The organism is Bacillus sp. AP8, assembly GCF_000321185.1.
Classification (GTDB): Bacteria; Bacillota; Bacilli; order Bacillales; family DSM-1321; genus Bacillus_AD; species Bacillus_AD massilioanorexius.
In genome coordinates this window covers 33,814-53,752 of the sequence record NZ_CAPG01000078.1, presented here as the reverse complement: position 1 = coordinate 53,752, position 19,939 = coordinate 33,814, and the positions used below count along the sequence as shown (strand labels likewise).

The 19,939-nt window shown below is 33.5% G+C and carries 16 protein-coding genes; 12 read left to right on the top strand and 4 right to left on the bottom strand.

Features of this window, described 5'->3' with window-relative positions; translation table 11 throughout:
* The first annotated feature begins 87 nt into the window (after positions 1–87).
* Positions 88–1,518, top strand: coding sequence for an NAD-dependent succinate-semialdehyde dehydrogenase (locus BN349_RS18925; protein WP_019243916.1), 1,431 nt, complete (start codon positions 88–90; stop codon positions 1,516–1,518).
* A gap of 134 nt (positions 1,519–1,652) precedes the next feature.
* Here BN349_RS18925 and BN349_RS18920 read toward each other — a convergent pair whose 3' ends face one another.
* Positions 1,653–1,964 carry a PepSY domain-containing protein gene (locus BN349_RS18920; protein WP_019243915.1) on the bottom strand — a complete coding sequence of 104 codons (312 nt, stop codon included), beginning with the start codon at positions 1,962–1,964 and terminating at the stop codon, positions 1,653–1,655.
* A 604-nt stretch (positions 1,965–2,568) separates the two neighbouring features.
* Between BN349_RS18920 and BN349_RS18915 the strand changes: the two genes are divergently transcribed.
* From BN349_RS18915 to BN349_RS18905, 3 genes are read left to right on the top strand one after another with little or no spacing between them, the layout of a single operon-like run.
* Positions 2,569–3,639 carry a M42 family metallopeptidase gene (locus tag BN349_RS18915; RefSeq protein ID WP_019243914.1) on the top strand — a complete coding sequence of 357 codons (1,071 nt, stop codon included), beginning with the start codon at positions 2,569–2,571 and terminating at the stop codon, positions 3,637–3,639.
* A gap of 3 nt (positions 3,640–3,642) precedes the next feature.
* Positions 3,643–4,164: a DUF84 family protein gene (locus BN349_RS18910; protein WP_019243913.1), complete on the top strand. Its 522-nt coding sequence runs from the start codon at positions 3,643–3,645 to the stop codon at positions 4,162–4,164.
* A gap of 15 nt (positions 4,165–4,179) precedes the next feature.
* Complete coding sequence (locus BN349_RS18905; protein ID WP_019243912.1) at positions 4,180–4,692, top strand: hypothetical protein; 513 nt, start codon at positions 4,180–4,182, stop codon at positions 4,690–4,692.
* Between the two features lie 123 nt (positions 4,693–4,815).
* On the opposite strand, the gene BN349_RS18900 is transcribed toward BN349_RS18905, so the two are convergent.
* Positions 4,816–6,795 (bottom strand): methyl-accepting chemotaxis protein, encoded by a 1,980-nt coding sequence (locus BN349_RS18900; protein ID WP_019243911.1) that lies wholly within the window; start codon positions 6,793–6,795, stop codon positions 4,816–4,818.
* Positions 6,796–7,129: 334 nt separating this feature from the next.
* On the opposite strand from BN349_RS18900, the gene BN349_RS18895 reads away from it, so the two are divergent.
* The 5 genes from BN349_RS18895 to murC all read left to right on the top strand — a co-directional run bounded on the left by BN349_RS18895 (position 7,130) and on the right by murC (position 14,107).
* The gene (locus BN349_RS18895) at positions 7,130–7,441 is read left to right on the top strand and encodes a thioredoxin family protein (protein ID WP_019243910.1); all 312 of its coding nucleotides are present in this window, start codon (positions 7,130–7,132) and stop codon (positions 7,439–7,441) included.
* 23 nt (positions 7,442–7,464) lie between these two features.
* Positions 7,465–8,268 (top strand): DUF1444 domain-containing protein, encoded by an 804-nt coding sequence (locus BN349_RS18890; RefSeq protein ID WP_019243909.1) that lies wholly within the window; start codon positions 7,465–7,467, stop codon positions 8,266–8,268.
* 256 nt (positions 8,269–8,524) lie between these two features.
* Complete coding sequence (locus tag BN349_RS25060; protein WP_019243908.1) at positions 8,525–11,341, top strand: DNA translocase FtsK; 2,817 nt, start codon at positions 8,525–8,527, stop codon at positions 11,339–11,341.
* A gap of 152 nt (positions 11,342–11,493) precedes the next feature.
* Positions 11,494–12,600 (top strand): nicotinate phosphoribosyltransferase, encoded by a 1,107-nt coding sequence (locus tag BN349_RS18880; RefSeq protein WP_026089390.1) that lies wholly within the window; start codon positions 11,494–11,496, stop codon positions 12,598–12,600.
* 205 nt (positions 12,601–12,805) lie between these two features.
* Entirely contained in the window at positions 12,806–14,107 is a 1,302-nt protein-coding gene (gene murC, locus BN349_RS18875; protein ID WP_019243906.1) for a UDP-N-acetylmuramate--L-alanine ligase, read from the top strand.
* Positions 14,108–14,298: 191 nt separating this feature from the next.
* Here the strand turns inward: murC and BN349_RS18870 are convergent, their stop codons facing one another.
* Positions 14,299–15,414: an aminopeptidase gene (locus BN349_RS18870; protein WP_019243905.1), complete on the bottom strand. Its 1,116-nt coding sequence runs from the start codon at positions 15,412–15,414 to the stop codon at positions 14,299–14,301.
* A gap of 264 nt (positions 15,415–15,678) precedes the next feature.
* On the opposite strand from BN349_RS18870, the gene BN349_RS18865 reads away from it, so the two are divergent.
* The 3 genes from BN349_RS18865 (at position 15,679) to ytxJ (ending at position 17,415) form a co-directional block, all read left to right on the top strand.
* Positions 15,679–16,182: a DUF948 domain-containing protein gene (locus BN349_RS18865; protein ID WP_019243904.1), complete on the top strand. Its 504-nt coding sequence runs from the start codon at positions 15,679–15,681 to the stop codon at positions 16,180–16,182.
* 32 nt (positions 16,183–16,214) lie between these two features.
* Positions 16,215–16,781 (top strand): YtxH domain-containing protein, encoded by a 567-nt coding sequence (locus BN349_RS18860; protein ID WP_019243903.1) that lies wholly within the window; start codon positions 16,215–16,217, stop codon positions 16,779–16,781.
* A gap of 298 nt (positions 16,782–17,079) precedes the next feature.
* Positions 17,080–17,415, top strand: a complete 336-nt coding sequence (gene ytxJ / locus BN349_RS18855; protein WP_019243902.1) for a bacillithiol system redox-active protein YtxJ — start codon at positions 17,080–17,082, stop codon at positions 17,413–17,415.
* Between the two features lie 68 nt (positions 17,416–17,483).
* Here the strand turns inward: ytxJ and BN349_RS18850 are convergent, their stop codons facing one another.
* The gene (locus tag BN349_RS18850; RefSeq protein WP_019243901.1) at positions 17,484–19,670 is read right to left on the bottom strand and encodes a cell division protein FtsA; all 2,187 of its coding nucleotides are present in this window, start codon (positions 19,668–19,670) and stop codon (positions 17,484–17,486) included.
* Between the last annotated feature and the right edge of the window lie 269 nt (positions 19,671–19,939).

Here is a 19,939-nt window from a genome sequence, read left to right as displayed (position 1 = left end):
TGAAATGTTATTTATAACCAATATAGGTATAATTAGTAAAAGATGATTTGTTGTAGTTTGTAAAGAGAGAATCAGGGGGAGATTGTATTGCTATACATTAATGGTGAATGGAGAAAATCTGTATCAAATCAATTGTTTTCCGTATATAATCCAGCAACTGGTGAAAAAATTGGAGAGGTAGCAGATGGTAATAGGCAAGATGCCGAGGCTGCCATTGTAGCGGCTAAGGAAGCATTTCCAAAATGGGCTGCTCTGTCTGCATACGAAAGATCACAATTTTTATACAAAGCCTACAACATTATGAAGGATCGTAGTGAACAATTAGCTAGGTTAATGACGATTGAGCAAGGAAAACCTTTAAAAGCATCTAGAAATGAAGTCAAATATGGACTTGATTTCCTTCTTTGGTACGCAGAAGAAGCGAAAAGAGTATATGGGCAAACGATTCCAGCTCCGAGATTAGACCAAAGATTTATTGTTCGTCATCAACCTGTTGGTGTGGTAGGGGCAATCACTCCGTGGAACTATCCTATTTCTATGATTACAAGAAAGTTGGCTCCGGCATTAGCTGCTGGATGTTCAATCGTCATAAAATCTGCCGAGCAAACGCCACTATGTGCAATTGAAATAATGAAAATATGTGCCGATGCAGGTATTCCAAAAGGAGTAGTAAATTTATTATCATCTTCTCAGCCAGAAGTGATAGGAGAAGAGTTTTTACAAAATCCTGCGGTGAAAAAAATTACATTTACAGGATCAACAGAAGTCGGCAAAATGATTGCGGGAAAAGCGGCAAGGCAGGTGAAAAGAGTTTCAATGGAGTTGGGTGGGCATGCTCCTTTTATCGTTTTAAAGGACGCAGATCCAATACATGCTGCTAAGGGTGTGTCTCTTGTTAAATTTTTAAATACTGGTCAAGCATGCATTAGTCCTAATCGAATATTTGTACATGAATCCATTGCTGAAAAATTTATTAACACCTTGAAAAAAAGAGTAGAGCAATTAAAAGCGGGAAATGGATTAGAAGAAGGAATTAGCATTGGACCTTTAGTTGATGAGGCAGCAATCGAAAAAATTGATCGACAGGTTTGTGATGCTGTTGAGAAAGGGGCTGCTGTCATTACAGGTGGCCGAAGACTGACAGAAAATGAACTAGATAAAGGAATTTTCTACGCTCCAACTATTTTATCTGGGGTAATCGAGGATATGGAGATATATCGTCAAGAAACGTTTGGACCTGTTGCTCCTATCATTATCTATAAGCATTTTGATGAAGTTATAGAGATGGCAAATGATACGAACTATGGACTTGCTGCATATGTATATACGAATAACCTTACAAAAGCCATGAAAGCTTTTGAACAGTTGAATTTCGGAATAATTGGAATTAATGACATCAACCCTACAGCTGCAGCGGCTCCGTTTGGAGGAATGCAAGAAAGTGGTCTTGGTCGTGAGGGTGGTAAAGAAGGTATAGCCGAATACTTGGAAACGAAATTAGGAGGATTCTCGCTATAACGACAATTCTCAAAAAAAGCTGTGAAAAGAATAGTAAATCTCTTTTCACAGCCTTTTTGAATGGTTGATATATCTTCTAAAAGATACTGAAGAAATATGGGGCTAATCCACAGTTCTTCGATGTATAATTGGAGCTATTGCTCACTTATTTCAATAACGGTCCCAGTTGAAGCGTCTGCTACGAATGATAATTGTTTTTGCTCATCATCAGTGATTTTTGTTAATCCGCCTTTAAATACATCGTATTCTAGCCCGCTTTTTACATATTTTTCAGGCTTCATTAAAATCCAAGAACCGATAATTTTGCCTTCTTGTTTCATTGCATTTTTTACTTTTGATAAAATTTCATCAGGAGATTGCTGCGCGTATTTTTCTACTGTGCATTTTGCTGCGTATCCACATGCAAAACCAATTGCCACTCCAAGAGCTAAATCTTTCCATTTCATTATTCATTTCCTCCCACAATTTTGTAGCAAAACATCTTAATCTACATGTTTTATAAAAGAATATAGAGAGTAACACCATGGATGGTCTTTTTTACTCTGAATTATAAATATATAATTCTAGAGAGTATTATTAGGATTTTTTTAATAGTAATATGACGAAATGTATGTGTTAATCCTGTAGTATTATTTAGCGTGAGTGCCTATTCCATCAATGGCTTATCAAATCGTTCCAAAGGTTAAAAACCAACTTTTGGTTGTTCGTCTTACTTTAGTTGGAGCTGTAGGATATAGGGCATAACTGTTCCTTACTTGTTGGCACTTCATTTTTTTATCTTTTGGTGGTAATTGTAACGATTACATTTTCAGAATAAATTTAAGTTTTAACTTCTTTATATTCTTCTATTAAGTATACAAGAGTATAGTAACAACTTCAATTTAACATTTTTTGATCGAAAACGGATATGAATCTTTTCTTTTTACATATAAAAGGAAATAAGATTTTACAAGATCCTATAGAATTTCCAGGTAATTTGTTGGTGTCAGGGTATATCTTTCGGTAAAATAAAAGAAATAAAGACATTTCAGATAATAAAGGAGTAGAACTATGAACCAAGAATCTTTACATCTATATAAAACATTAACAGAACTTCCAGGAGCTTCTGGTTTTGAGCATGAAGTTCGTAAATTTATGCGTTCAGAGCTTTCAAAATACAGTGATGAAATTGTTCAAGATGGATTAGGAAGTATTTTCGGGGTGAAAGTAGGAGATGGAACAGGACCTACCGTTATGGTCGGTGGCCATATGGATGAAGTAGGATTTATGGTAACTTCCATTACTGACAACGGTCTTATTCGCTTTCAAACGTTAGGAGGTTGGTGGAGCCAGGTTTTACTTGCTCAAAGAGTACAGATTATTACTGATCAGGGTCCAATTATTGGTGTAATAGCATCTATACCACCTCATTTATTAGATGAAACACAACGTTCAAAACCAATGGATGTTAAAAATATGCTTATTGATGTTGGAGCAGATGATGCCGAGGATGCAAAAAGAATTGGAATTAAGCCAGGACAACAAATTGTTCCAATTTGTCCGTTTACACCAATGGCTAATAAGAAAAAAATCTTAGCGAAAGCATGGGATAATCGTATCGGCTGCGGTTTAGCTATAGAGTTGTTAAAAGAAGTTCAAAATGAAAAATTACCGAATATTTTATATTCTGGTGCAACTGTACAAGAAGAAGTTGGATTAAGAGGAGCACAAACTGCTGCTAATCTGATTAAACCAGATATTTTTTATTGTCTCGATGCTAGTCCTGCTAATGACATGTCAGGTGATAAGGATGTTTTTGGTAAGCTTGGAAAAGGTGCTTTACTTAGAATTTTTGATCGTTCAATGGTTACGCATACGGGGATTCGAGAATTTGTTTTAGATACAGCTGAATCCAATAACATTCCATACCAATATTTTGTATCCCAAGGTGGGACAGATGCTGGACGAGTGCATATAAGTAATGATGGTGTGCCAAGTGCTTTCGTAGGGATATGCTCTCGATATGTACATACTCATGCTTCTATCATTTCAGTAGATGATTATGAGGCAGCAAAAGAATTACTGGTTACACTTGTTAGAAAAACAGATCAAGCAACTGTAGATGCTATTAGAGGGATATAAACGATGAAAATTGCGATTGGAAGTAATAATCCAGCTAAAATTGAAGCTGTCCAAAAAACATTTACAGGAAGAAATAATCAGATTATCCCAATGAATGTCTCTTCAGGTGTATCGGAGCAGCCATTTTCTGATGAGGAAACGATTCAAGGAGCTATTAATCGGGCACAAGCATGTTTGAGAGAAACAGAAGCTCAAATAGGTATTGGCTTAGAAGGTGGAGTCGTTCAAACTTCATACGGATTATTTTTATGTAATTGGGGAGCATTAGTAATAGATGGAAAAGAACCTATTATAGCTGGAGGAGCAAGAATTCCATTACCAAAAGAAATTACAGAAAGACTCTTATTAGGGGAAGAACTTGGTCCGATAATGGATGACTTTACAAAACAAAAAAATATACGAAAAAAAGAAGGAGCTATAGGCATTTTTACGAATGAAGCGATAACGAGAAGCCAAATGTTTGAGCATATTATGAAAATGCTTATGGGTCAATATGAATACAAGGGCTATAATAGTATGGATTAGATGAGGTGGAAATATATGAGAGTAAGGAAAAGACTTTCTTTTCTCCTTATTGTGTGCTTGTCATTATTGCTTCTTTCAGCTTGTTCTAAGAATATTGAAGAAGAAAAAGACAAAGCAATGGACGCGGCAGAAAGTACGTTTATGGATGTTCCGAAAAAAACGAATACGAAAAGTGGCGATACGAAGTTTTTCTTACCTTCTGGCTATAAGGTAAAAGAAGAGAAAGAATATAATATTATGTTAGAGAAAAAAGATAATCCAGTACTTATTTTCATTAATCCAAATGAAAAGGAAACTAGTACTGTGATTAAAGAAAGTGTTGAAAAAAATAATGATCAGTATTTAGACTATACGGTCTTTAAACAAGAAGGAAGAATAGGTGTGGTTTCCATTCGAGAAATCTCATCAGATAAATACGAGTTAACGATTGCAGTAGGTGGAGTAAAGGTAACAACTGAAACAACTTCGAAAGATATTACCAAATATGCTGAAGAGATGATGAAAATCGCTTCATCCATTAAACAATAGGGCTGTCTCAAAAGGGTTTAAAATCCCTTTTGAGAAGCCCTACGTTTTTGATTTTAAAAAATGTTATGTTTTTTGTGTGTTTTTACTACTTTCTAAAAAAGCTGATATGCTTAGCTTCTTTTCTCATTTATCTAAGGAATCTTCGTGTGAATGAATATGAAATGAACTAATTGTATTTTGTAAATCATTTGCTATGAAACTAAGTTGTGTGGCTGCTTCACTTACTTGCGATATTGCATGAAGCTGGCTTTCACTTGATGCGCTTACTTCTTCTGATACGGAAGTGGATTGTTCAGAAATAAGATAAATGTCTTTCAGTTTCCCATCAAGGTTACGATTAGATTGATGGATATCATGAATGGAATTTTGAATTTGTTTCATTTTTTCTGTAATTTGCATTATAAAATGAACGATTGTATTAAAAGCTTGCTTAGTAGACATAACTGATTGACTTTGTGTCTCTTTATATTCATTAAACTTTTCAGAATCGGCTAAAAGAATGTTCATTTGATTATTCATCGCATTAATTAATTGTTGAATATGTAAAGCTTCCGTTTTCGTTCTTTCGGATAACTTTCTTACCTCGCTAGCAACGACTGCAAAACTTTTTCCGGCTTCACCAGCTCTCGCTGATTCTATAGCAGCATTTAGAGCAAGTAAATTCGTATTTTCAGCTATTTCTTGTATCGTATAAACAATACTAGAAATATTAGTCGATTTTGCAGCTGCTTGCTGTACTTGTGTAGTTACATGATTTGCCAAATATAAAAACTGTTTAGATATATTTTCAAGTTCGTTAATGATCTCAATCCCAGTCTGCCCTTGTTTTTCTGTCAATGTTGCTGTTTCAAAGATATTTTTACTTAAGGTTTCTGATTCATGAATAGCTAATGATACTTGATTGACAATTTCTGTTCCATCTTCAAGTTTACTAGTTTGTTGAGTGGCTCCAACAGCTACTTGTTTGATAGCAGCATGAACTTCAGTTGATTGAGCTGTTGTCTCCTCAGAAATAGCAGCTAGTTGTTGGGATGCTGAATTTAATTGTTCCGCTGATTGTAAAACATGTCTTACGGTGTTTTCCATTTTACTAGCCATATCATTAAATGTATGAGCGAGTTCTCCAATCTCATCCTTCGTTGATACATCAACCCTATAACTTAGATTGCCAGCACCTATTTTTTCTGCACCCTCTTTTAATTGATGAATAGATTTTTGTATGGAAGTCGTTAAGAGATATCCAATAAGTAAAAGAAGAAATACTATAGCTAAACTTAGTATAAAAAGAAGAGTTGAAAGCTGATTTTTTTTCTTATCTAATGACAGTTGCAGTGACTTTTTTTGAGCAGAAACCTCTTTTTCTAATAAAGAAACTTCGGATTCAATCGTTTTAGTACTATGATCAAATTTATCCATGAATCTATCTGTTTCTTGATATGTTGCGATGGTTATATAAAAATTCCATAAGTACTGATTGAACTGATCTTGAATAGAAGGGATTGATTTTAAATCATTATCCAATTTTTTAGAATTATTAGTAAATTGAATGTATATATCTCCATTTTTTGTTAAGTAATAGAGATTTTCTAGCGTTCTTAATGAATCAAATTGCTTCTCAATAGCTTGCTTTTTTTCTTTTTTAGTAAGAAGAATGAATTGTTTAGCTGCTTGATTTGTTTCTAAACGCTGTCCCTCGTTCGGATTATAACCAATTTCTTTATATTTATCATCTAACGTTTTGAAATTTAATTGGTATTCTAAGATTCCTTGTTCAATAGCATGTATATGTTTTTTTAGGTCTTTATTTTTACTAAATTTTTTATTAAAGTTTTTCGTACTCTTTTCCATTTGTTCAATTTCAGTTATTACTTGTTTCGATATTTTTTCTTGAGGATTTAATATGTATTGTTGCTGATTTCTTAGAAATTGCGTCATTCCAATTTTAATTTCTTTACTAATAATAACAGCTTCAGATAAAGCTTGAATTTCTTTCTCTTTTTGATTTTTTAAGTTGTTTGAAATGGTATGAATAGTAAAAAATAAAATCATTCCAATCGTTGAAAGTAGTAGAATAAAAATAATTTTTGCTCGGATAGATTTCATAATAGTTATATCGTCCCCTTTTCAATATTTAACAATATATGAAATAAATACTATTATAGATTTTTATTTATCATTAGACAATGTATAAAGACATATAATAGTTTTTCTTCTCTCATTAAAAAGAGATTTTAATATAACTAAATAACTATTTTACTTTGAGTTATTTTAGATAATGGTAGTTCATTAGGTTTGGTTTCTGATGAAAAATAGTACTTTATTAGCTAATCAGAGTTGACTAAGACACTTATGCTTTTCTTATATGTTGGAGTTGAAAGAAATCTTTGTTATGATTACTGTATTATAAAGATTATTAAGATTCTGGAGGGTACATTTGATGAAAGTATTAGAAAGTGAAAAGCAGTTTAAAGAGCTAAAAGACAATAGTAAGGTTGTATTTTTATTTTCAGCTGATTGGTGCCCAGATTGCAGATTTATTGAGCCATTTATGCCAGAAATTGAAGCGGAATTTGAAGATTATACTTTTGTTTATGTTGACAGAGATCAATTTATAGATATATGTGCAGAAAATGATGTTTTTGGAATCCCAAGTTTTGTTGTCTATAGCTTTGGATCGGAATTAGGTAGATTTGTTAATAAAGACCGTAAAACAAAAGAAGAAATTCAAAGCTTCTTACAATCGTTATAAATTCTCTTTCAAGGAGAAGAGCCATGAAGATAACTAGTAAAAAAATAAAAAATCTGCTTTGTGAGCAGCTGCAAGATAATAATCGTACATTTTCTTATGATGCTGAGAAAGAAGAATTGAGAATAGAAAATAGTACAACTAAAAAAGGCATTACCATATCTTTACCACCAATCGTTGCTAAAGCTGAGGTTGCTTTGGATGCAACAATTCAAGAAACGGTATATTATGTTACTGAAGCATTGCAAGTGATGGGAAATGTTCAGAGCCTTGAGAATAAAGAAGAACATATTTATCCAGTCATAAGAAGTACATCGTTTCCGATGAAGGATCAAGATGATATTGCATTTGTTACAGATGAGCATACTGCAGAAACAAGAGTGTACTACGCTCTTGATTTAGGTAATACTTATCGATTGATAACAGAGCCTATGCTTGAACAAAATGGCTGGTCAGTTGAGAAACTTAAGTTACGAGCTATGGATAATTTAAATAAGCTATCATTAGTAACGGCACGAGATACTGTTGCTGGTAATATATTTTATTTTGTTAGTTCAAAAGATGGGTATGATGCAAGTAAAATTTTGAATGAAGAATGGTTAAAGTACATGAGAAGTCAAGTAGAAGGCGATATGGCTGTAGCTGTTCCTCATGGAGATGTATGTATTGTTGCTGATATTAGAAACGATACAGGCTATGATGTACTTGCGCAAATGTGTATGAGCTTTTTTGCAAGTGGGCATGTACCAATTACAGCGTTATCATTCCTTTATCATGATGATAGACTTGAACCGATATTTATATTAGGAAAAAACAAGACAAACAAATAAACATAAAGGCTATCCCAAAGTGAATCAATCCAAACTTCACGACTATTTTTATCTGATATCTTGTTGTATTTAAATTAGAGGATAAGAAAATAGTATGAAATTCATGGATTGATTATCTATCCATAAGCGGCGTTTAGGAAAAAAGTGACACTGCTGGAAGGTCCACTAGTTGGGATGCTTTTTTTTTTACTCGAAATTTTCAAAAATACTGCTAAAATAAAGAGATGAATAATAGTTTTTAGAAAGAGTGATTTATTTGAAATGGCTTAAAAAATTGAAAAAGTGGTTTAAAGCCGATGCAGTATACGAAATTGAAGAAATCATTCTTCAAGATGATGAAGAACTTGACTTAAAAGCATTAAAAGATAAAGGTGTAAAAATAACAAATGAACACCAAAGTCAATTCTTTACTCAACCTAAAAAAGCTGCTGCTGTTAAAAAACAAGATGATTTACATGATTTCCAAACGAAATCTAAAGATATAAATGCGAAAATAAATTACCAATATCCAAAGGGAGAATTCCGTTTTCCTTTACCTATTGATCAGTCAAATGAAGGTAGAAAGAAGCCGAAGGTAAACAGGCAAAATGTTAATACTCATCGAGAAAACAATAATGAAAAAAGAACAATAAAAAAAGAGCCTGTACTCTCAGCTCGAAAAGAGGTTATTAAGGAGAAAAAAAGACCTTTTCGCCCAACAGAAACACCTTCACCTGTGTATGGTTTTCAACAAAGGCCTCTTAAGCAAATGGAGGAAGAAAAAGAGCAAAAGATTTCATCTGTTAAGGTGAATGAAGAACGATATTCTCATGCTACTAAAGAGAAGGATCATACCCAAGCCGATTCTAAGCAAATTTATGACAACGTACAAAAAAACGGTGGAGTAGAAGAAAGTAAAGTTGCTCTATCTAATGATCGTTATTTAGAAGTGGAAACTAATAAATCAGTCTCTAATGAAAACATAATTGGAAGAGTAGAAGAGGTAGAGGCAAATGCTCCTATCACTGAAAAACAACTTGATAAACCTGAAATGAAAAAAGAATTCAGTAATCAAGTGCAGGATGAAATGACAATTGAAAGCGATGCAATCTCTCAGATTCAATTGCAAACAGAACAAGCAAAACATTATACTGCAACTGCAATAGAACAGGATACCTTGTTAGAATCCGTAGATGAAGAACTTACTTTATCTTCAGGCCAAGAGGAAGTTTCTCAATTAACTGCAGAGCATACTGAGTCACCAATTGACTTATACGAAGAAGCATATTTAGCTGATAGTTTGGTAGTAGCTCCTCTTATTGAAGAAGCTGATGAAAAGGAACAAAGTGTGGATTCCCAAAATAATAATTTTGTGGAAGATCAAATAGATTCTGAAAAGGACGCTGGAGTAGCAAAAGCTGACGAAGCAAACTATGATGTCTCTGAAAGTGCTTCATTAATAGTTGAAGACTCTATTAATGACCCTATTGAACGTCCGAAAAAGAAACATATCCCTTTTAATGTTGTAATGCTTAGACAAGATAAAGCAAAGTTAAATAAGCAAACAAATTTGTCTGAAAAAAAAACGATTCAATTTGAGGAACCAAAGGTAGAAGCCATTGATAACAAGGTAGAACCAAAGCAAATAGATTCAGATTTACCTTATTATCAGTTTCCATCTTTGCAACTGTTACATCCAGCAATAGAAGGTGAAAATGACGATACTTGGTTAGATCAACAAGGCTTCATGTTAAATGAAACATTACATAACTTTAATGTTCGAGCTAAAGTTGTAAATATTACTCAAGGCCCAGCTGTTACACAGTTTGAAGTCCAACCAGAAGCTGGTGTCAAAGTAAATAAAATAACGAATTTAACAGATGATATAAAGCTTTGCTTAGCTGCTCAAGATATCCGAATGGAAGCACCGATACCGGGTAAGCATACAATTGGTATTGAAATTCCAAATCGTAAGAGCAGACCCGTTTTTTTAAGAGAGATTTTGGACAGTCCAGCTTTTTTAGAAAGTTCATCTCCTCTTACTGTTGCTTTGGGATTAGATATTACAGGATCTCCAGTAGTAACGGACTTGCGTAAGATGCCTCATGGATTGATTGCAGGTGCAACGGGTTCCGGGAAGAGTGTTTGTATTAATACAATGTTAGTGAGTCTCCTGTATAAGGCGACGCCACAAGAGCTTAAAGTATTGTTGATTGATCCTAAAATGGTTGAGTTAGCGCCATATAATGATATTCCACATTTAGTAAGTCCTGTTATTACGGATGTGAAAGCTGCTACTGCGTCTTTAAAATGGGCTGTCGATGAAATGGAAAGTAGATATGAAAAATTTGCTCATGCTGGTGTAAGAGATATTGGACGATTTAATAAAAAAGCCGAGGAAGCAGGACAATTGGCTGATAAGATGCCTTATATTGTTATTGTTATCGATGAATTAGCTGACTTAATGATGATGTCTCCGGCTGAGGTTGAAGAATCAATCTGTCGTATTGCACAAAAGGCGAGAGCATGTGGAATTCATTTAATTGTAGCGACACAAAGGCCTTCCGTTGACGTTATTACTGGTTTAATAAAAGCTAATATTCCAACAAGAATTGCCTTTTCTGTCTCTTCACAAGTAGATTCTAGAACAATTATTGATAGTGTAGGAGCTGAAAAACTACTTGGTCGAGGCGATATGTTGTTTTTGGAAAATGGTTCTTCAAAAACAGTTCGATTGCAAGGAACATTCGTTAGCGATGAAGAAATCGAGGATGTAGTTAATTTTGTTAAAAAAGAACAAGAACCACAATACTTATTCCAACAAGATGACTTATTGGCAAAGGCACAAGTTTCGGATGAAAGAGACGAATTGTTTTTTGATGCATGTGAATTTATTGTCGATCAAAATGCTGCTTCAACATCTAGTCTGCAAAGAAGGTTTCATATTGGATACAATAGAGCTGCAAGATTAATAGACATGATGGAGAGCCATGGTATCGTATCAGAAGCTCGCGGTAGTAAACCACGCGATGTACTCATGACTAAAGCTGACATGGAAGAATGGGTTCAGCTTCAAGAGAAGCAAATGCGATAATAGATTAAAATAGAACGTTTGAGACTTATCCTGATATATAAGTTTTACAATAAAGTGAAGCTTAAAAATCGTTTGTCAAAACATAAAGTGGTATTCTTAATATACGTGTTGATTTGTACGACATACGATGAAAAAAGAGGGATATATTGGTTATGAAGGAAATCGAATTAAAACTTCAAGGGAAGATTAACAGATTGACGAATCGAACGTTTAAATTTGATTCGCGTGTTAAAGATGGTTGGTTTTCTGCTGTATATTTTTTAAAGGCAAAAGAGATTGCAGAAGAATTTTGTCCTGAAAACGAAGTTGTTATGCAATTTTTTCAAAGGAAAAAAGCTGTACTATGTGGGACAGATGAAGTAATTTCATTGATTAAAGAATTTGCTACTAAACCAGAAGAGCTTGAAATATACTCTTTAAGTGATGGTGATATGGTCGAACCCTTTGAATCTGTATTAACAATAAAGGGACAGTATCAAAACTTTGGATTCTTAGAAGGTTTAATTGATGGAATTCTATCTCGTAGAACATCTGTAGCTACGAATGTATATAATGTTGTAAAAGCGGCAAAAAGTTCAGGTGTTCAAAAACCGGTTATCTTTATGGGAGATAGGGATGATCATTATACGCAACAAGCTGGGGACGGATATGCTGCATATATAGGTGGATCAACAGCTCAAGCTACTCATGCAATGAATGAATGGTGGGGTAAACAAGGTATGGGTACGATGCCCCATGCGCTTATTCAACTATTTGATGGTGATATAGTTGCTGCCTGTAAAGCGTATCATAGGAAATTTCCTGAGGATACTCTTACAGCATTAGTTGATTATAATAATGATGTCATAACAGATTCATTAAAAGTAGCAAGAGAATTTGGTGATTTGTTAAAAGCGATTCGTATCGATACATCTAGAACCCTAATTGATAAATATTTTTTGAGAAATCAGCATGTATTAGGTACATTTGACCCAAGAGGGGTAAATGCTGAATTGATTTTTGCACTTCGAAAAGCATTGGATGACGAAGGTTATCATCATGTGAAAATAATGGTTAGTGGTGGATTTACAGTTGAGAGAATTGAAGAGTTTGAGAAGCAAGGCGTTCCTGTAGATATGTATGGAATAGGGAGTAGTTTACTTAAAGTAAATGTAAGTTTTACAGGGGATAATGTTATGCTAAATGGTAAACCTCAAGCTAAAGAAGGGCGGAAATATAGGCCAAATCCGCGCTTGGAAAAAGTGGATTTATTAGATTGATTACTAGTTCGGAATATAACTTTTGAACTAGTAGAAACGAGTCCATGGAGAGTTTGGCATGAAAAACTTATTTGTGCTATAATATTTTTTTAGGAGTATAGAATAAATTACTCTCATTTTTTAGAAATTAAAACTGAGTGTTTGGCTAAAAAATGTATAACGTCATATGCTGTACTGCAGTAAGACGATTGTTGGAGGTTCCCGTATGACTGTTTACCATTTTGTTGGTATTAAAGGATCTGGTATGAGTGCACTTGCACAAATACTTCATGATAAAGGATATAATGTTCAAGGTTCAGATATTGAAAAAGATTTTTTTACTCAAATAGCATTAGAAAATGCTGGCATACCTATTTTACCTTTTGATGCGAATAACATTAAGAGTGATATGACAATTATTGCAGGAAATGCCTTTCCTGATACGCATGAAGAGATTCAGAAAGCGATTGAGCTAGGACTACCTATCATTCGCTATCCAAAATTTTTAGGTGAATTTATTAACAACTATACAAGTGTTGCAATTACTGGTGCTCACGGAAAAACATCAACTACCGGCTTATTAGCGCATGTAATAAGTGGTGCTAAATCTACTTCTTACTTAATTGGAGATGGAACTGGTAAAGGTGAAAAAGATTCGGAGTTCTTCGTTTTTGAAGCATGTGAATACCGTCGTCACTTTTTATCCTATCATCCAGACTATGCTATCATGACAAATATTGATTTTGATCATCCGGATTATTTTGAAAGTCTGGACGATGTTTTCCAAGCATTTCAGGAAATGGCACTTCAAGTTCATAAAGGAATTATCGCTTGTGGTGATGATCGTGAGCTTCAAAAAATTCAAGCGCGAGTTCCGGTTATTTTTTATGGATTTAATGAAGAAAATGATTTCCAAGCGCGTAATATTTCTACATCAAAAGAAGGAACAACTTTTGATGTTTTCGTAAGAAATACTTATTATGAAACATTTACAATTCCTACTTTTGGTAATCATAACGTGTTAAATGCATTAGCTGTTATCACACTATGTAAATACGAAGAAATTGATGCTGAAGTTGTAAAACAACAGTTATTGTCTTTTACTGGTGTAAAAAGAAGATTTTCTGAAAAGGTAATTGGTACACAGATTTTAGTGGACGACTATGCACATCATCCAACTGAAATTAAAGCAACAATTGATGGAGCTAGAAAAAAGTATCCAGATCGAAATATTATTGCAGTATTCCAACCACATACTTTTACAAGAACTCAAAAGTTCCTAGATCAATTTGCCGAAAGTCTTAACTTAGCTGATAAAGTGTTCTTATGTGATATATTTGGATCAGTTAGGGAGCACCAAGGTAAATTGACGATAAATGATCTGCTAGATATTATTCCAAATGGTGAACTACTTTTAGAAGAAGATCCTTCACCGTTAAAAGAGTACAATAATAGTGTGATTTTGTTTATGGGTGCTGGAGATATACAAAAATTCCAAAAATCATATGAAAACTATTTAAATCAATAGAATCTGTACAAATAGTAAAAAGGGGCTGTCTGAAAGGTGATTTTTCATCACTTTTCAGACAGCCCCTATGCTTTATGTTATTTTTGGTTAAGAGAAAAAGTATGAAAGTAACATAAAATGTAAGAGGGTGTCCATCTAACTTTTGGACACCCTCTTTTTATTGACGTTACTTTACGTCACTTACAGAATTTTTATTTTAAGTTTTCAGGGTTTAGACATTCTAACTCAGGAATGACGAAGCGTCCATCTTTACGAATCAATACATCATCAAAATATATTTCTCCTCCGCCGTAATCAGGACGTTGAATATTTACTAAATCCCAATGGATGTTCGATGAATTACCGTTAAATGCTTCATCATAACATTGACCAGGAGTAAAGTGGAAGCTACCATCGATTTTTTCATCAAAAAGGATATCTTGCATTGGATGTAAAATATAAGGATTTACTCCAATTGCAAATTCTCCAACGAAACGAGCACCTTCATCAGTATCAAATACCTTGTTAATTCGTTCTGTATCATTAGCTGTTGCTTCAATGATTTTACCATCTTTAAAAGTTAGTTTTACATTTTCAAAAGTGAAACCTTGATAAGGTGAAGGCGTATTGTATGAGATAACACCGTTAACTGAATTTTTTACTGGTGCAGTGAAAACCTCACCATCTGGAATATTCATTTCTCCGGCACATTTAATAGCAGGTATATCTTTAATGGAGAATGTTAAATCTGTACCAGGTCCAGTTAAGCGAACTTTATCTGTTTTATTCATTAAATCAACCAAGCTATCCATTGCTTGACTCATCTTACTATAGTCTAAGTTGCAAACATTAAAATAAAAATCTTCAAAAGCTTCAGTACTTGTTTTAGCTAGTTGTGCCATAGAATTCGTAGGGTATCTCATAACGACCCATTTTGTTTTAGGAACACGGATTTCACTATGTACTTTTTTCTGAATTGTATCTCCTTGGATTTTCATTTTATCAGCTGGAACATCAGCAAATTCATTGATATTGTCTCCAGCTCGAAGTCCGATATAGGCATCCATTTCTTTCATGACATTCGCTTCAAATGCTGCCATCATTTCATATTGCTCTTTTTGTGCACCTAATAACAGGGAGCGATCAACCTGATGATCTTTTAAAGAGACAAAAGGATATCCACCAGCTGCATAAGCTTCTCTTACTAGAGCTTTAACAAGGTCTTTTTGTAGACCAAAATTTTCGATTAAAACCTTTTCTCCTTTTTGAAGTTTAACCGAATAATTGATTAAATTTTTAGCCAATGTATCAATTCTTGGATCTTTCATTATCTATAACCTCCATTGTATTAAGAACGTATGATATGGTACTTTTGGTATGAAGACTCTTCTTAATAAAGAAATTGATTTGAGCTTTCGACTATCATAGTTCTATTTTATATTGTACCCGAATTTTATTATAATTTTTAGTAATATATCTTTTGCGAATATAATGAAGAAGTAATATTTTTTTCGGTGCTTTCGCTAATGAATAGTTTATAATGTATAAAAAAGGGTACTATTGAATAGTATCTTCCTTGGAGGTGTTAAAATATGGAAATTATTTTGTATCTAAGTGCTGCTTTAGCTGCCATAGCATTTTTTATTTTAGTTATCTATTTAACGAAGACGCTTAAATCATTGCAAGTGACACTTGATAGTGTATCTCATACTTTAACTGGTTTAGAAAAACAGTTGCAAGGATTAACTACGGAGTCTACGTTATTATTGAATAAAACAAATGCTTTGGCTGAGGATTTACAAAAGAAATCCGAAAACTTAAATACAGTTGTTGATGCTGTTAAAGGTATAGGTACATCAATTCAAGATTTTAATACATCTATACAAAAAGTATCAGTGAAAGTAGAACAAGAATTGGAGCAGAATCAAGATAAGATTGCTCAAGTTGTTCAGTGGGGAAATGCCTTTTTTGAATTACGTAATCTATGGCAAAGAAAAAGAGCTGAAAAGAAATCATCTACTACTGTAAATCCTACATACACAATTGAGAAAACTGATCAAGTTGATAAGAAGAGTTTTGTACGCTCACGTAACTAATTCGAAAAATATAAAAAGTGAGGAGATCCATTATGATGACTAATGATAATCAAAAAGACTATTTAAGAGAGAGTTCAAAAACGAATATAGACAATAGTTCAAATAGTTGTAAAGGTTTTATGATTGGTGCTGTAATTGGTGGAATAGTAGGAGCAGCAACAGCTCTTTTCTTAGCTCCGAAATCAGGAAAAGAATTACGCGGTGAACTTAATGAAAAAGCAAAACATTTATCAGAGAAAACAGATCAAATCAAACATACTGCAGTGGAAAAAAAGGATTTAATTAAACATAATGTAGCTGAAAAAACTGAAAAAATTAGAGAAGTAGCTAAAGAAAAAGGAACTGAATTTGCAGAAGCAGCAAAAGCGAAAACAAGTTCATTGACTAATACTGTATCGAAGCAAACATCTACAATCATTGAAAATGTGAAAAATATCAAAAAGAGAGATAATGATGATAACAATGAAGTAGAACCAGCAAATACAGTTGAATCGACTAAAGAGGCTGTTGAAGGTAAAACTAGCTCAGATCAAGCTCAGTCGATACTTGAAGAAACTGAAAAAGCTTTACAAGAAGCTGAAACGAGAATAAAAGAATAGTTGAAGGTACACTATAGTAATAATTGGATTGTTAAATGGGGCTGTTTAAAAAGTGATTTCATCACTTTTTAGACGCCCTTCAGCTTTATATAGCAGGAATTGTTTATAATCGCATAAGGAATTGATTATTTTCTAGATGCTAAGCAAATGGAATATTGCTTTATAAACCAGTTGAGATTTAATGGATCTTTTTAACGCTTTCGAATGTTATTGCTGTTCTTGCATGAATCCCAGGAATTTCCACCGTTTATACAAATGGTATCAAAGAGTGCATTCAAAAAAGAAAGGATGATAAATTTTGGCATTAGAGCATATTTCTACAGAACAACAGTTAGAGGGATATTTGGACAAAGAAAGATTTATGTTATTTAAACATAGCGCTACTTGTCCTATTAGTGCTGAAGCCTTTAAAGAATATCAACATTTTAATGATCAACACCCTGAGGTACCAGCTATTTATTTAATCGTTCAAGAAGATCAAGAGCTTTCGCAATTTGTAGCGGAAAAGTTTCATGTAAAGCATCAATCACCTCAAATGATTATTTTTAAAAATGGAAATGTAGCATGGCATGAATCTCATTGGCGCATAACAGTTGAATCGATATCAAAGGCGTTAGAAGAAGAGCAAGGTTGACAAAAATGAAAGGCTATCTAAAAAGTGTTGGAAAAGACTTTTTAGATAGCCTATTTTGTGTTTGTTCATTAATTCTCTCTGTGGGCTGAAGCGTTCAGATTTGCTTTATTGCTAGTAGTAGGCCACATGATTCTTAAATCATCCCCAGGATTTAGTTCTTCATGGAACCCAACCTCTTTATTATTTTTTATAATGATAAATCTTCCATTAGCAACCTTAGGTAAATCAATATTTACATAGCGAAATAAGTCTTGAAATATAAAGGGTTCTACTTTGTTTTGTACAATTTTTAATTTTTCACCGTATTTTAATGGATCTTTTTCTTGTAATAGTTGCTTATATCGATAAAACTCCGTTACATTCTTAGATAATGTAACAATGTTTCCGTTAAATGATACTGGTATTGAATGATGTAATTTAATGTTAAGGGAATCAGCTACATCACCCAGCGTTGGTGTAGTGGAGGATTCAATCTGAATGATATCCCCATCTTCAAATGAAGAAGAAAGCGCCACATCCAAACCATTTTTCGTTATTCTTCCTGAGTATTTATTAAATGAATAAGCTTTATCATTTAAATAAATCGTAAACGGCTGTAGTTGATTAAGTAATTGATGTAAGTTAAGAGCTTTTATAAGAGATTCAATTGTTTCGGGAAGTTTACAAATAAGTTCATCACGATCATCAACGACTTCTTCACTATTAACAACAACACCATTCTTTTTAATAACTGCTTCAATTACGTATTTGGTTTGATTAATGATAACAGTCTTTCTAGGAATATCATCTAATAAATCCTTTATGAGGACATCCGAGGAGGTGCCGTCATTTCCTTTTTCAACAAATATTTCATCGTTTTCATTAATCGTATCATCGATAGAGGTAGGTTGGTTATTTAATAAAAGAATGGGTGGACGACCATGAATACCAGGAATTGTAATCGTTTGACCATTTACATTGACCATTTTGGCCATTCCCGGTTTTCCATAAAGTTTATTCACCTTAATTCCAGATGCTAATAAACAATCTCCAACAGTTAGTTTTTTCATATTAAACAAACGTACAGGCATTTCATTGACCTTAACTGTAATATAATGTACAGGATTTTTTTGAGCAGCTAGCGCTATTCCAATTGGTGTAACGAGCTCTGGTCCTTGCTGAACATCAGTATCTATCGTTAGGTTTTGGATAGCGTCAATGCCTCTTACAGCAACTCTATTAGAAGTCATTTGTAATTGTTCGGCTATAAGACTAGGAAGTTGTGGAGTAAGACTTCCTCCTCCAACAAGCATAACCGCTTTTGGAGGCTTATTATTATTAAGATTTAGTATTTCTGAACTAATGCTTTCAGCTAATTTAATCAGTGTAGGTTTTATCTTTTCAATGACTTCACTAGAAGGGACATCATCTTCAAAACCTAGTATATCTGTAACTTTTATGCTTTCTTGGTTATTTAACTGTCTTTTTGCTTGTTCTGCTAGAGGAAAGTCAAGTAATAGCTGATCGCTAATCGCTTCCGTTATTTCATCACCCGCTACAGGGACCATTCCATAGGCAATGACAGTACCCGTATCTGTAATAGCTATATCAGATGTACCTGCACCAATATCTATAAGTGCTACGTTTAGACGTCTCATCGATTGAGGGATTAGAACGTTTATGGCAGCAATAGGTTCTAAAGTTAATGCTTGCATTTCTAAGTCTGCCCGTTTTAAAGCGGAAATTAGAGATTCCACCACAACTTTAGGTAAAAAAGTAGCGATTATTTCCACTGAAGCTTCCTCACCATTTTGGTCTATTAAGCTACCAATTTCTGTACCATCTAAACGATAATAGAGTATGGAATAGCCTACACAATAGTAATCAAAGGTTTTGTCAGAAGCGTGTTTTTCAGCAATTTGAATTTGGGCTTGTTGCACCGCACTTAATTCAAGATGAAGAATATCATCTTTGTTGATCATAGGTTTACCTTGAATATTTACAGAAACTAATGCTCTTTCTGTTTTTAATGCTCTACCTGCAGCTGCGACACTAACATTTTTTAATTCACCGTGTCGTTTTTCCATTTCTGTTTTTATTTCTTTAATAACTTTTGAGACAGCTAAAACATCGTGAATTTGTCCATCGAGCATAGCTCTCTCAGTATGCTCTTTTGAGGTTATATCTGTTACACGAAATGAATCTTCATTTTTTTCGATAATAATTCCTACTACAGAGCGTGTACCTATATCTAAAGCAAATAATTTTTCTTGCATTCGACACACCTTCTTTGTCATCTTCTCTATTTATATGTATTGATTAGATATGTGCTATATGTTGATTTTTAACAGAACAATAGAGATATATTTTCAAAACAGAATTTCTAGTATTACTAGCCTTATCATTAAGGGATAATGTTTTATAGAATATAATTAAAAATAACGATCCTTTAGATAACAACCAAAACAAAAATACTTTAGCGCTTAAAAGCGTTTAAGTACTAAAAATATTTTGCGTGACAATTATGTCTATTTACTTTATAATA